Annotated in this window: 13 protein-coding genes; 3 read left to right on the top strand and 10 right to left on the bottom strand. The window is 57.7% G+C overall.

What is annotated here, in order from left to right:
- Window positions 1-23 precede the first annotated feature (23 nt).
- The 5 genes from ABLV64_RS17430 to prmB are packed head-to-tail and all read right to left on the bottom strand — an operon-like array spanning window position 24 to window position 4,268.
- Window positions 24-572, bottom strand: coding sequence for an elongation factor P hydroxylase (locus ABLV64_RS17430; RefSeq protein ID WP_004201786.1), 549 nt, complete (start codon window positions 570-572; stop codon window positions 24-26).
- Complete coding sequence (locus tag ABLV64_RS17425) at window positions 572-1,381, bottom strand: sulfite exporter TauE/SafE family protein (protein WP_004201787.1); 810 nt, start codon at window positions 1,379-1,381, stop codon at window positions 572-574. Before ABLV64_RS17425 ends, ABLV64_RS17430 begins: the two co-directional genes overlap by 1 nt.
- The gene (gene mepA, locus ABLV64_RS17420; protein ID WP_348843042.1) at window positions 1,381-2,205 is read right to left on the bottom strand and encodes a penicillin-insensitive murein endopeptidase; all 825 of its coding nucleotides are present in this window, start codon (window positions 2,203-2,205) and stop codon (window positions 1,381-1,383) included. The genes ABLV64_RS17425 and mepA overlap by 1 nt, the downstream gene beginning before the upstream one ends.
- A gap of 2 nt (window positions 2,206-2,207) precedes the next feature.
- Window positions 2,208-3,293: a chorismate synthase gene (aroC, locus tag ABLV64_RS17415; RefSeq protein WP_004201789.1), complete on the bottom strand. Its 1,086-nt coding sequence runs from the start codon at window positions 3,291-3,293 to the stop codon at window positions 2,208-2,210.
- A 42-nt stretch (window positions 3,294-3,335) separates the two neighbouring features.
- Window positions 3,336-4,268 carry a 50S ribosomal protein L3 N(5)-glutamine methyltransferase gene (gene prmB / locus ABLV64_RS17410; RefSeq protein WP_004201790.1) on the bottom strand — a complete coding sequence of 311 codons (933 nt, stop codon included), beginning with the start codon at window positions 4,266-4,268 and terminating at the stop codon, window positions 3,336-3,338.
- A gap of 167 nt (window positions 4,269-4,435) precedes the next feature.
- On the opposite strand from prmB, the gene smrB reads away from it, so the two are divergent.
- Entirely contained in the window at window positions 4,436-4,987 is a 552-nt protein-coding gene (gene smrB / locus ABLV64_RS17405) for an endonuclease SmrB (RefSeq protein WP_004201792.1), read from the top strand.
- Window positions 4,988-5,006: 19 nt separating this feature from the next.
- Here the strand turns inward: smrB and sixA are convergent, their stop codons facing one another.
- From sixA to ABLV64_RS17385, 4 genes are all read right to left on the bottom strand, one after another.
- Window positions 5,007-5,492, bottom strand: coding sequence for a phosphohistidine phosphatase SixA (gene sixA, locus ABLV64_RS17400; protein ID WP_004201794.1), 486 nt, complete (start codon window positions 5,490-5,492; stop codon window positions 5,007-5,009).
- Window positions 5,493-5,701: 209 nt separating this feature from the next.
- Window positions 5,702-7,846, bottom strand: coding sequence for a fatty acid oxidation complex subunit alpha FadJ (fadJ, locus tag ABLV64_RS17395; RefSeq protein WP_348843043.1), 2,145 nt, complete (start codon window positions 7,844-7,846; stop codon window positions 5,702-5,704).
- Window positions 7,846-9,156, bottom strand: coding sequence for an acetyl-CoA C-acyltransferase FadI (gene fadI / locus ABLV64_RS17390; protein ID WP_017899503.1), 1,311 nt, complete (start codon window positions 9,154-9,156; stop codon window positions 7,846-7,848). Before fadI ends, fadJ begins: the two co-directional genes overlap by 1 nt.
- 158 nt (window positions 9,157-9,314) lie before the next feature.
- Complete coding sequence (locus ABLV64_RS17385) at window positions 9,315-9,599, bottom strand: YfcZ/YiiS family protein (RefSeq protein ID WP_004201797.1); 285 nt, start codon at window positions 9,597-9,599, stop codon at window positions 9,315-9,317.
- A 373-nt stretch (window positions 9,600-9,972) separates the two neighbouring features.
- Between ABLV64_RS17385 and fadL the strand changes: the two genes are divergently transcribed.
- A complete protein-coding gene (gene fadL, locus ABLV64_RS17380) occupies window positions 9,973-11,295 on the top strand; it encodes a long-chain fatty acid transporter FadL (protein WP_064183442.1) in 1,323 nt (440 codons plus the stop codon).
- A gap of 59 nt (window positions 11,296-11,354) precedes the next feature.
- Here fadL and mlaA read toward each other — a convergent pair whose 3' ends face one another.
- Complete coding sequence (mlaA, locus tag ABLV64_RS17375; protein ID WP_004201799.1) at window positions 11,355-12,116, bottom strand: phospholipid-binding lipoprotein MlaA; 762 nt, start codon at window positions 12,114-12,116, stop codon at window positions 11,355-11,357.
- A gap of 289 nt (window positions 12,117-12,405) precedes the next feature.
- Here mlaA and ABLV64_RS17370 point away from each other — a divergent pair, with 289 nt between their 5' ends.
- Window positions 12,406-13,335 (top strand): formate/nitrite transporter family protein, encoded by a 930-nt coding sequence (locus ABLV64_RS17370; RefSeq protein WP_004201800.1) that lies wholly within the window; start codon window positions 12,406-12,408, stop codon window positions 13,333-13,335.
- The last annotated feature ends 79 nt before the right edge of the window (window positions 13,336-13,414 follow it).

Here is a 13,414-nt window from a genome sequence, read left to right as displayed (position 1 = left end):
CTCTTGTCATGTAATGTGTGGCCTTAGTGCAGGTCTTCCGGCCACGGAAAGTGTTCTGCCGTCAATGGCGGCGTTTGATAATAGTGTTGTAGTGCGCGAATAAGACGCGCCGGACGTTCGGGGATCCCTTGTTCAAGCAGAGTCATCACCTGGGCATGTACCCGGCGCTGAAAGGCGATGCGATCGGGTTCGACGTCACCTTCCAGATTGTCACAGCTGACGTTAAACGGAAATCCCGCCGCCACGCAGAACAGCCACTCCAGGGCCTGCGGTTTCACCTCGACGTCCTCAAACTGGCTTTGGGTCATTGCATCGCGACCGTCCGGGCAGTACCAGTAGCCAAAATCCACCTGTTCGCGGCGAGCCTTGCCGGCGATACACCAGTGGGAGATCTCGTGCAGAGCGCTGGCAAAAAAACCGTGCGCGAAGACGATACGGTGATATGGCGTGCCATCGTCTGCCGGAAGGTAGATCGGCTCATCGTCGCCTTTCACCAGGCGAGTATTAAAATCTGCGGCAAAGCAGCTATCGAAGAGATCGATCAGCTGCTGATAATGGTGTTGCTGTTGCATTAATGAATTCCCAACCACTGCAAAATCTCAGCCCCGTGGCTGTCGTAGAGAAGCTTCGCGCTCATCACCGCCGAGACGATAACGATCATCGGTCGGATCAGCGATTGCCCTTTACTCAGCACCAGCCGGGAGCCGGCGCGGGCGCCAATAAATTGTCCGGCCATCATCACAAAGCCGGTAGCCCAGATAACCTTCCCGCCGATAATAAACAGCAGCAGGCCGCCGACGTTCGAGGTGGCGTTGAGCAGTTTGGCGTGGGCCGTCGACTTCGCCAGGTTAAACCCGGCGAGGGTGACAAACGCCAGCGCATAAAACGAACCGGCGCCGGGGCCGAAAAAACCGTCGTAAAACCCGACGCTGCCGCCGGCGACCAGCGCAAACGGAAGACCGTAGAGCCGACGCTGCCGGTCCGCTTCGCCCAGTTTCGGCATCAGCAGAAAATAGAGACCGATGCCGATCACGAGCAACGGCAGGATCTGCTTAAGAATATCGGACTGCACGTGCTGGACCAGCAGCGCGCCGGCGGTTGAACCGATAAAGGTCATCAGAATATTCAGCTTCTGATCGGCGAGATTGACCACCTTGCGCCGGACAAAGTAGAGGGTCGCCGACAGCGATCCGCCGCAGGCCTGCAGCTTATTGGTCGCCAGCGCCTGGGCCGGCGGCATGCCTGCCGCCATAAGCGCCGGCACGGTCAGTAAGCCCCCGCCCCCGGCCAGTGAATCAATAAAACCGGCCAGGATGGCGACAAAAAAAAGCACCACCAGCACCAGCGGCGATACGGAAAACAACTCGATAAAACTATCCATTACAGCACATGCTCATCCAGTAGCGCCTGGCAGGAAGGCGGCAACGGCGGCGGCGTCTTCTTCACAGGTGGGGTAGACCCGGGTTTAGGTGGCTCGAACCAGCTCTGCAGCTCCGCTCCGCAGCCATCGCCGGCCGGCGGTGGCGCCTGATCTTCGCACTCCAGGCTGCCTGCCGGGCAGCGCAGACGGACGTGCATATGGGCGCGATGCTGGAACCAGGGACGAACTTTGCGCAGCCACTGGCGGTCGCTTCCCGCGTCCAGGCACAGCTGCTGTTTAATCGCCGGGTTGACGAAGATGCGGGTCACTTCGCTATCTTCCGCCGCCAGCTTGATCAGCTGGCTGATTTGCGGACTCCACAGCGACGGTACCACGCGTTTGCCATCGCTGGCGACCAGATCCAGGGCCTGCGGCTTCAGCAGCTGGGACGATGTCCAGCGCGTCTGCGGCAGCTGGAGGAAGATATCGACATCGAGGCCCGTCTGATGGCTGGCGTGGCCGCCGTTAAAACGGCCGCCTGCCGGCATCCCCATGTCGCCAATCAGCACGGTCCCTATGCCTTTATTGTGCACCTGATTGCTCAGGCGCTGAATAAACTGAATCAGATCCGGATGACCGAAGTAGCGCCGCTGATCGGTACGCATCACCTGATAGCCGACAGCGTTCAGCGGCAGCGCCTCGGCGCCAACGATACAGCCATTGGAGAACGCGCCAATCGACTGCGCGCTGCCGCCGATTGGCTGGGATATCTTCTGCCATGGCGTGGCGGCCAGGCTGCCGGCGCTGGCCAGCAGCGCCAACAGGGCGATAACGGTGTTTTTCATGGTTACCAGCGTGGAATTGTCGTCGTCACGTCGCCATTCTGCGCGCGCTGACGCATAAAATGATCCATTAAAACGATCGCCAGCATGGCCTCAGCGATCGGTACGGCGCGAATGCCGACGCACGGATCGTGACGCCCTTTGGTGATCATCTCCACCTCTTCGCCAAAGCGGTTAATGGTATGACCGGGAACGGTAATACTGGAGGTCGGCTTCAGCGCGATGTTGGCAACGATCTGCTGACCGCTGCTGATGCCGCCAAGAATGCCGCCGGCGTGGTTGCTCTGGAATCCGGCTTTGGTGATCTCATCGCGGTTTTCGCTGCCGCGCAGCTTCACCACCTCGAAGCCGTCGCCAATCTCCACGCCTTTCACGGCGTTGATGCTCATCAGCGCATGGGCGATATCGGCGTCAAGGCGGTCAAAGACCGGCTCGCCAAGGCCCGGCGGTACGCCGTCGGCGACGACGGTAACTTTGGCGCCAATGGAGTCGCCCTCTTTTTTCAGACCGCGCATCAGTTCATCGAGAGCGTCGATTTTCTCCGGATCCGGGCAGAAGAAGGGATTCTGTTCAACCTCTTCCCAGTCCTTAATGGCCAGCGGAATGTCGCCCATCTGCGTCAGGCAACCGCGAATGACGATGCCGAACTTCGCGGCGAGGAATTTTTTGGCAATCGCCCCGGCCGCCACGCGCATCGCGGTTTCGCGGGCGGAGGAGCGACCGCCGCCACGATAGTCGCGTAGACCATACTTTTGTTCGTAGGTGTAATCCGCATGGCCAGGACGAAACAGATCTTTGATCGCGCCGTAATCCTGCGAACGCTGATCGGTGTTCTCAATCAGCAGCCCGATACTGGTCCCGGTGGTGACGCCTTCGAAGACGCCGGAGAGGATTTTGACCTGATCCGGCTCGCGACGCTGCGTGGTGTAACGCGAGGTGCCCGGGCGACGACGATCGAGGTCGTGCTGCAGATCGGCTTCGGTCAGCGGAATGCCCGGCGGCACACCATCAACGATGCAGCCAAGCGCCAGGCCGTGCGACTCGCCGAAGGTGGTGACGCGAAAGAGTTGTCCAATTGTATTTCCTGCCATCACGGCTCCATTATTTGTCGTTATGTTGGCGTGTTGTTTTTTTTAGTCTTTATAAATACCGAAGTGCGCGCGAGCGTCAATCAGCTGCTGTTTGGTCAGCATAAAGACGCCGTCGCCGCCGTTATCAAACTCAAGCCAGGTAAACGGCACGTCCGGATACTGCTCCATCAGATGTACCATGCTGTTACCGACTTCACAAATCAGAATGCCGTCGTCGCTGAGATAATCCGGCGCATTGCCGAGGATGCGGCGCGTCAGCTTTAGGCCATCGCTTCCGGAGGCCAGACCCAGAACCGGCTCATGCTCATACTCTTCCGGCAGGTCGGCCATGTCCTCTTCATCGACATACGGCGGATTAGTGACGATCAGATCGTACTGTAGCTTCGGCAGATCGCGAAACAGGTCGGAACGGATCGGGGTCACGTGATGGATCAGGCCATGGGATTCCACGTTGTGCTCGGCGACGGCCAGCGCGTCCGGGGAGATATCCACGGCGTCGACTTCGGCTTCCGGGAAGGCATAGGCGCAGGCGATGGCGATGCAGCCGCTGCCGGTGCACATATCAAGGATATGCTGCGGCTTATGGTTAATTAGACCGGCAAACTGGTTATTGATCAGTTCGCCGATCGGGGAGCGCGGCACCAGCACCCGCTCATCAACGAAAAACTCATGGCCGCAGAACCACGCTTTGTTGGTCAGATAGGCGACGGGAATACGCTCGTTCACGCGGCGAATCACCCGCTCTACAATGCGGTGTTTCTCGCTGGAGGTCAGGCGCGCAGTGCGCATATCTTCCGGGATATCCAGCGGCAGATACAGTGAAGGCAGCACCAGCTGTACCGCCTCGTCCCACGGGTTGTCAGTCCCGTGACCGTACCAGATATTAGCAGCGCTGAAACGGCTTACCGCCCAGCGCAGCATGTCCTGAATGGTATGCAGCTCATTGACTGCCTCATCAACAAAAATTTTATCCACGACATCCTCCAGGGCACACTCTGCTATAAATTCGGCGGCTAGTGTGCCATGAAGACGGCGATAAATCAGCATTCTTGCGTAGGGTGGCGGGGGAAAAAACAGGTTTTCCTTGCCCGAAGGGATATTGAGTCGGGTAAACTAGCGCAAAGTATTAATGAGAGCGGACAATGAAAAAGAAGACATCGCTTAGCGAGGAGGATCAGGCGCTGTTCCGTCAGCTGATGACCGGCACGCGGAAGATCAAACAGGACACCATCGTGCACCGCCCGCAGCGCAAGAAAATCACCGAGGTTGCCCCTAAGCGTCTGTTGCAGGAACAGGCCGACAACAGCCACTATTTTTCCGATGAGTTTCAGCCGCTACTGAATACCGAAGGCTCGACGAAATATGTCCGCGCCGACGTCAGCCATTTTGAGCTGAAAAAGCTGCGCCGTGGGGATTATTCGCCGGAACTGTTTCTCGATTTGCATGGGCTCACCCAGCAGCAGGCCAAACAGGAACTGGGCGCGCTGATTGCCGCCTGCCGCCGCGAGCATGTGTTTTGCGCCTGCGTGATGCACGGGCACGGCAAGCACATTCTCAAACAGCAAACCCCGCTGTGGCTGGCGCAGCATCCACACATCATGGCTTTTCATCAGGCGCCAAAAGAGTACGGCGGTGACGCCGCACTGCTGATTCTGATAGAGGTCGAGGAGTGGCAACCACCGGAACTGCCTTGACGGCGAGCTCCGGGGGCCGTCAGATGGCGTTGGCCATTTTGAGGTTGCAGGGGCTTTTCTGCCAGAGGTATTCACCCTTGCCGTCGGCGTCCAGATTGACGCAGGCGATAGCCGAGGTGGTGAACATCGGGGGCGTTTCCCCCGGGCACAGCTCTGAGACGAGGTACCCCACCAGCGGCAGGTGGGAGACGACCAGCGCCGTCGCCACGCCTTCATTTGCCAGCGCCTGCAGATAGGCGCTCACCATACCTACATCGCCGCACGGCGTGAGTTCCGGCATCACGTCGACATGTTTCGGCAGGTTCATGCACTCCCCAACAATATCCAGCGTCTGTTCCGCACGCAGATAGGGACTGACAAGAACGCGCTCAATATCCACTTTTTGACCTTTCAGCCAGGTTGCCATCTGACGAGACTCATCACAACCGCATACGGTTAATGGACGAACCGAGTCGCTGGCTGCATCGAGGGCAGCGTCGCCGTGACGCATAATAAAAACTTGCATATTGCACCGCTTTTGTTAACCAGAAGCACCGAAGTTTAGCCTGCGAAGACAATACGCAGGCAACCCGGTGGCCGGGCATTGTGCCTGATCCATTCAACGAATGAAACGCTGTTTTTTACCTCAATGGCGTAAGTATAGTCAATGATTGTTTACAAAACAGCCAATCAACAGCGTCATCCGCAGCCGGATTTACCTTCTTTGACCACAACTTAGGTCAGCCGTTCATCCGCTGGCCAAAAGGTGGTCCCCTGTTCGGCCATGCGTAACAAAGTGTCACAGGGTGTAAAACGTGGGCCGTACTGGGCGGCCAGGCGCTGCAGGATCGCGGCAACTTCACCCGCGCCGATAGTATCCATATACCGGAACGGGCCGCCAAGAAATGGCGGAAACCCTATACCAAATACGGCGCCGATATCACCATCGCGCGCGCTACGGATGATCTGCTCCTCAAAGCAGCGCGCCGCCTCGTTAAGCATCAGCATCACACAGCGCTCGGCCACCTGCTGCGCGGACAACCGCGACTGCGGGCGGTCGATGCCCAGCAGCGGATAGACTGCCGGGTCGGGCCGTTTTTTGCTTTTACGCCCTTTTATCTCATAAAGATAGAAACCACGATTATTTTTTCTACCTTTGCGATCGTCCTTCAAAATCGCGTCAATGATGTTTGCAGGCGGGCTAAAACGTTCTCCAAAGGCATTCTCCAGTACGGGAATAATTTTGGTGCCGGTATCGATACCCACCTCATCCAGCAGTTGAACCGGTCCCACCGGAAAACCGAATTTCACCAGGGCCTTATCAATCACCTCAACCGGTTCTCCCTCCACCAGCAGACGCATCGCTTCATTTATATACGGCGCGAGAATGCGGTTCACATAGAAGCCCGCTTTGTCCGCCACGACGATCGGCGTTTTCCCCTGACGTTTAGCCAGTTGCACCACCGTGGCAATGGTCTGCGGATCGGTTCCCTTATGCGGGATCACCTCAACCAGCGGCATTTTCTCCACCGGACTGAAAAAGTGCAGGCCGACCACCCGCTCAGGGTGGCTGGCATGGGCGGCTATATCGCCTATCGGTAACGACGACGTATTCGAGGCAAAGATAGTCTGCGGCCCGCCGTTTTGCTCCACTTCACTGACCATCCGCTGTTTCAGCGCCAGGTCTTCGAATACCGCCTCAATCACCACGTCGCGATGGGCAAAGCCCTGATAGTCGGTAGTGCCGGTGATCAGCGCCAGCTGACGATCGCGCTCGCTGGGGCGCAGTCGGCGCTGGCGAACCTGTTTGTTCAGCAGATCCCAGCTGTACTTTAAGGCGTGGTTGATCCCGCTCGGCTGAATATCTTTAATTCGCACCGGCAGTCCGCCTTTACAGGCGGTCACATAGGCGATCCCCCCGCCCATCAGGCCGCCGCCCAGTACTGCAACGCTTCTCAGCGGAGCGGGTTCCGCCTCGGCGCCACGGTCTTTTTTCAGATCGGTACTGGCAAAGAAGATCGATCGCAGCGCCTGCGACTGCGGGGTCATCGCCAGTTCGCCAAACGCGCGGGCCTCTTCGGCGTAACCGCTGCTGCAGCCGTGGGCCAGACCATTCTCGACGACCTGCAAAATTCGCTTCACCGCCGGGTAGTTGCCCTGGGTCTTGCGCTGCGTTTGCTTGCCGACGTACTGAAATAACAGATGGCGACCGAGGGGGCCCGCCAGCACGCGTTCGCGAACCGGCACCTCGCGGCTGGTCGGACGTCCCTTCAGCGCCAGCTCCACCGCCGCCTGCAGTAAAATTGTCTGCGGCACCACCTCGTCCACCAGACCGGCCTTCAGCGCCTGGCGCGGCCGTAATTGCCTGCCGGTGAGCATCATATCCAGCGCCGTGCTGACGCCGATTAGCCGCGGTAAACGCTGCGTCCCACCGGAACCCGGCAGCAGACCAAGCTGTACCTCCGGCAACCCGAGTCGGGTTTTTTCATCATCGCTACAGATGCGGCCATGGCAGGCCAGCGCCAGCTCCAGTCCGCCGCCCAGACAGGCGCCATGGATGGCGGCAATGACCGGAATCGACAAGCCATGGATTTCGGCCATAATCTGCTGCCCCTGGCGCGCCAGCGCTTCCGCCTCCTGCGCGCTGCGGCAGCGGGCAATCATGTTGATGTCTGCGCCGGCGATAAAGTTATCGGCTTTGGCGGAGATAAATACCACGCCGCGCACCGACTTATCGTCGCGTATCTGGCGTATCAGTCCCCGCACCTGATTGCCGAACTCGGCCTTCAGGGTATTCATTTTTTCACCCGGAGCATCAATGGTGATCACCGCGATTTTGTCCTCACGGACCTCAAGCTTAAAAGCGGAAACAGTATCCATTATTCAGCCTCCACAATCATCGCCGCGCCCAGACCGCCTGCCGCGCAGGCCGTCACCAGACCAAATCCCCCTCCCCGTCGCCGCAGCTCATGCAGCGTCTGGGTGATCATCCGCGCGCCGGTGGCGGCAAAGGGGTGACCGTAGGCGATAGAGCCGCCGAGGACGTTAAATTTACTCTCATCCACCTCACCGGTGGCCTGCGCGCGGCCCAGCACCTCGCGGGAAAAGCGGTCGCTTGCCAGACACTGGAGATTGGCCAGCGTCTGCGCGGCGAAAGCTTCGTGCATATCGATAAGCGTGAGATCCGCCAGCGTCAGGCCAGCGCGCTCCAGCGCCAGCGGCGTGGACCATGCGGGCCCCAGCAGCATATCCTGCCAGACATCGATGGCGGTAAAGGCATAGCTGCGCAGATAACCCAACGGCGTCAGACCCAGCTCTTTGGCCCGCGACTCGGTCATCAGGATCACCGCCGCCGCGCCATCCGTGAGCGGCGTGCTGTTGGCGGCGGTAACGGTGCCATGTTTACGGTCGAAGGCCGGACGTAACTTTTGGTAATCCGCGAGGGTTGAATTTTTACGGATATTGTTATCCTGCTCCAGCGGTTCGCGGAAGGGAGAAGCATAGGCGGTCATCACCTCTGCGGACAGCTTGCCCTCCTCCCAGGCTTTCGCTGCCAGCTGGTGTGAACGATGTGCCAGCGCATCCTGTTGTTCCCGGGTGATCCCCCAGCTTTTCGCCATCTGCTCGGCGGTATCGCCCATCCGTAAGCCGGTTGAATATTCAGCAACCGCCGGGGGAACCGGCAGCAGGTCGCGCGGCCGCAGGCGGGAAAACAGCTTCAGTTTCTGGCTCAGCGTGCGGGCTTTGTTCGCATCTACCAGCGCGCGGGCCAGCGTTTTGCTGACGCCGATAGGCAACACAGAGGAGGAGTCGGCACCGCCGGCGATACCGGCGCGGATGGTGCCGGCCATCAGGCTTTCGGCGACATTCGCCACGGCCTGGAAGCTGGTGGCGCAGGCGCGACTGACACTGTAAGCGTCGGTGTGCACGCTCATTCCGGTACCGAGCACAATTTCCCGGGCGATATTCGGCGCCTCCGGCATCTGCACGACCTGACCAAAGACCAGTTGCTCAATGGCTTGCGCAGGAATGTCGCTGCGCGCCAGCATTTCGCCAACCACCATTTTTCCTAAATCAACGGCGGGAATGCCATGAAATGCCGTCGCCTGACGCGCAAACGGCGTGCGTAACCCTGTGACAATGGCAATGCGATCGCCCTGCCGGGTGATAAGCGGTAATGCCTGACTCATAACTCTCCCCTGTTAACCAAGACAAACAAGTGGTCTGACCTGATAGCATTGTTAACTAATTTTTTACATTAAGCCAATCGGGGAAGCGAAAAATTGCGAGCCAAAACACATTGAACGGAAAAGATAACGCCCCTTTCACGGGGCGTTAAGCGGAGGGATTAACGCAGACCCAACTGGAAGATCAGGGATTCGGCCTCACAGCTAAACACAAAATCGATATCCAGCTGTACGCCGCCGTCAACGTCGGCGAAGACGGGATTAATCTTGCACGGTTCAGATTCCACACTGCGGGCTTTTTCGCTCAGCGCGGCGAGCATTTGCTCTGCTTCCGCACGGTTGGCGAATACGCGGCTGTATGAGGCGGTGCAGTCGGTGTTGTCGACAATGGTCCCAACATCCATACAGCAGCAAACCGGGGTTTCATCAGCGCTACATTTACTCATCGTAGATTTCCTCTGGATATGCACCTGCGGTGCCAGACAATTTATGTGCCTATTTTACGCCCGCTCCCTGGTCTGCCTCCAGCCGATAATCGCCATCGCGGCGTTAAGTGACAGAAATCACACTTAAAAATGATCTAAAACAAAAATCACCTTTTCTCTCTCTCCTTCCCCCCGACAATTTTGCCAGCTGGATCGCGTTTCTGTTATCACAATTGAAAAACTTCATAAACAAACTTGCAACAACTCATCTGGTCAGACCTATACTCAGCGCACTGGTCTGATTTCTCTGTTGTACCGCAGACCCTACACTTCCGCGCTTCTGTTACGGCATGTAACATAGTTTAAAAAAAAATAACTCAATGAGGTTATGGGCATGAGCCAGAAAACCCGCTTTACCCAATCTGCCCTTGCAGTGGCTGTCGCACTTGTTTCCACCCAGGCCTGGTCAGCAGGCTTCCAGCTCAACGAATTCTCTTCATCAGGGCTGGGTCGGGCCTATTCCGGTGAAGGGGCTATCGCAGACGATGCAGGCAATGCCAGTCGTAACCCGGCATTAATTATGATGTTTGACCGTCCGACCATGTCGGCGGGCGCCGTTTTTGTCGACCCGGGCGTCAATGTCTCCGGGACTTCACCCACCGGCAAAAGCCTGAATGCAGACAATATCGCCCCGACGGCGTGGGTACCTAACTTCCACTTTGTCGCGCCGATTAACGATCAGTTTGGTTGGGGGGCGTCCATCACCTCCAACTACGGCCTGGCAACCGAATACAACGATGACTATGCCGCCGGCAGCATGGGCGGGAAAACCGACCTGACCACCGCGAACTTTAACCTGAGCGGCGCCTACCGTCTCGACAGCAACTGGAGCTTCGGCTTAGGCTTTGACGCGGTCTACGCTAAGGCGAAGATCGAGCGCTATGCTGGCGATCTGGGGCAGATTGTCGCTGGCTCGGGCGCGCTGCCGCCGGCGCTGGCGGGCCAGGTAGCGAAGATCCCGGCCGACACGCAGATCGCCCATCTTAACGGCAACGCCTGGGGCTTTGGCTGGAACGCCGGTATCCTCTACGAGCTGGATAAAAATAACCGCTACGGTTTAACCTACCGTTCCGAGGTCAAGATCGACTTCGACGGTAACTACCGCAGCAGCCTGCCGGCAGCCTATAACCAGATCCTCGGCAACTTCGGTCTGCCAGCAGGTACTAATGGCCAAACCACCGACGGTTCACTGACCCTTAACCTGCCGGAAATGTGGGAGCTGTCGGGTTATAACCGCGTAGCGCCGCAGTGGGCGGTCCACTACAGTCTGACCTACACCAGCTGGAGTCAGTTCCAGGAGCTGAAAGCCACCGGCAGCAACGGCCAGACGCTGTTCTATAAAGAGGAAGGCTTTAAGGACGCCTACCGACTTGCGTTGGGGACCACCTATTATTATGACGATAACTGGACCTTCCGCACCGGTATCGCCTTCGATGACAGCCCGGTACCAGCCAACAATCGCTCCATTTCCATTCCGGATCAGGATCGCCTGTGGCTGAGCGCGGGTACCACCTACGCGTTCAACAAGGATGCGTCGGTTGACATCGGGATTTCCTATATGCACGGGCAGCATGTTGAAATCAAGGAAGGCCCGTATACCTTCCGCTCCGAAGGGACCGCCTGGCTGTACGGCGCCAACTTCAACTACCGCTTCTGATAAGCGGCACACAACAAAAAAGGGTGAACATCATGTTCACCCTTTTTTTTCTTTGCCGATTACTGTGAATCGATATCTTTCAGTTCATCCTGAATGGCCTGGGCGTTCGGATTGTCCGCCGGGGTCAGCTTACCGCCGTTGGCGATAAAGTCATGACGCTGGAAGTAAGCTTCACGCACCATAATGTAAGGATCGGAAGACTGGCGCAGCAGACCGTCGGAATCCAGCAGCTGAGCGCGTGTTTCAATGCCTTCCACCGCCCATTTGCCGATCGACATCGGCCAGGTCAGCCAGGAGAGCACCGGATAGAGGCCATCGGCCATATCGCCGCCTTCGTCGCGCAGGGTAAAGCTGCCGTAGAATGGCAGTTGCACATACGGACCATAGCCGACGCCATAGTGGCCAAGCGTGCTGCCGAAACGATGCGGTTCAACGCGCTGCAGCTGCGGATTAGCCATCCCGGCGACATCGATCAGCCCCCCCATCCCGAGGATGGTGTTCAGGAAGAAGCGGGTAAAGTGGACCATCCCTTTATAGGGGTCGCCCTGCAGGAAGGAGTTCACCATCACCGCCGGCTCTTCCAGGTTGCTGGTGAAGTTACTTAAGCCATTGCGCGCCGGCTGCGGAACATAGTCACGCCATGCCACCGCGACGGGACGAAGCACGTAAGGATCAACCACGTTAAAGTTGAAATTGAACATCGTGCGGTTAAACCCTTCTAACGGGTCTGAGCGCCCCTGCGGCTGATCGCCAGAGCTGGAACTGGCACATCCCACCAGCAATGTGGCGCCAAGCGCAAGCGCCGACAGGCGATAATTCATAGATGTCTCCCTGGTTTTTATGGCTATCGCGAGTTGCCATCCATGACGGAAAGACAACGCTTCCGCCCGTAAAGATGTGAGCGATTGTAACAGCACGTTGAACGATGTCTATATCACCCAAGTTGTTGATTTGATCATAGCCTGGGAATAACGAGATCGCGGGGCTCCTATTCTAGCGGAGCGATAAAAATCTGGCGTAACCATTTTTGCGATTTAAGAGTATCCCCAGCCAGTCGCCAGGGAAAGCCGCTACGCTTTAACTAGATAAATTGTCAGCGAGGGCCGTGAAATGGATGAACCAGACGATAACAAATTAAAGCCTGCGGATGACGAACGCGAGGTCGAAAGTGAAGAAAAACAGCGCGGTGAAGAGATAGAAGTTGACGAAGATCGCCTTCCCTCTCGGGCGATGGCGATCCATGAACATATTCGCCAGGAAGGGGAAAAAGAGATGGAGCGCGATGCGCTGGCCCTGCTGTGGTCGGCGATTGCGGCCGGTCTGTCGATGGGCGCCTCCCTGCTGGCGAAAGGGATTTTTCACGTCAAGCTGGAGGGGATCCCTGGCGGATTTTTACTCGAGAACCTCGGGTATACCTTCGGCTTTATTATCGTGATTATGGCCCGCCAGCAGCTGTTCACGGAAAACACGGTCACCGCCGTACTGCCGGTGATGCACAATCCCACCCCCGGAAACGTCGGTTTGCTGATGCGGCTATGGTCGGTGGTACTGGCGGGCAATCTCATCGGCACCGCGGTGGCCGCATGGGCCTTCAATTATATGCCTGTTTTTGATGAGCCGACCCGCCAGGCCTTCGTCAGCATCGCCGAAGATGTGATGAAAAACAGCCCGACGGAGATGTTCGCCAATGCGATTATTTCCGGCTGGCTGGTCGCCACCATGGTCTGGATGTTTCCCCTTGCCGGCGCCGCCAAGATCGTGGTGATCATTCTGATGACCTGGCTTATCGCCCTGGCGGATACCACCCATATCGTGGTGGGCTCGGTAGAGATCCTCTATCTGGTATTTAACGGAAGCCTTCCCTGGAGCGACTTCATCTGGCCGTTCGCCCTGCCGACGCTGGCGGGAAATATCTGCGGCGGAACCTTCATCTTCGCGCTGTTGAGCCATGCGCAGATCCGTAACGACATGAGCAACAAGCGAAAAGCAGAAGCCCGCGCGCAGGCCGCCGGAAAAGCCAAAAACGCCGACCGGGCATAAAAAAAGCGCTCAGAATGGCGAGGGTTTAAGCAGTCAGACGGTATGGCACTTACTCAGGCGGGCGAAAAACGCTATACTC

The organism is Klebsiella sp. JB_Kp031 (assembly GCF_040064295.1).
GTDB classification, from domain to species: Bacteria; Pseudomonadota; Gammaproteobacteria; order Enterobacterales; family Enterobacteriaceae; genus Klebsiella; species Klebsiella quasipneumoniae.
The sequence above is the reverse complement of the archived record's forward strand: the minus strand, read 5'-3'. Positions and strand labels throughout refer to the sequence as shown.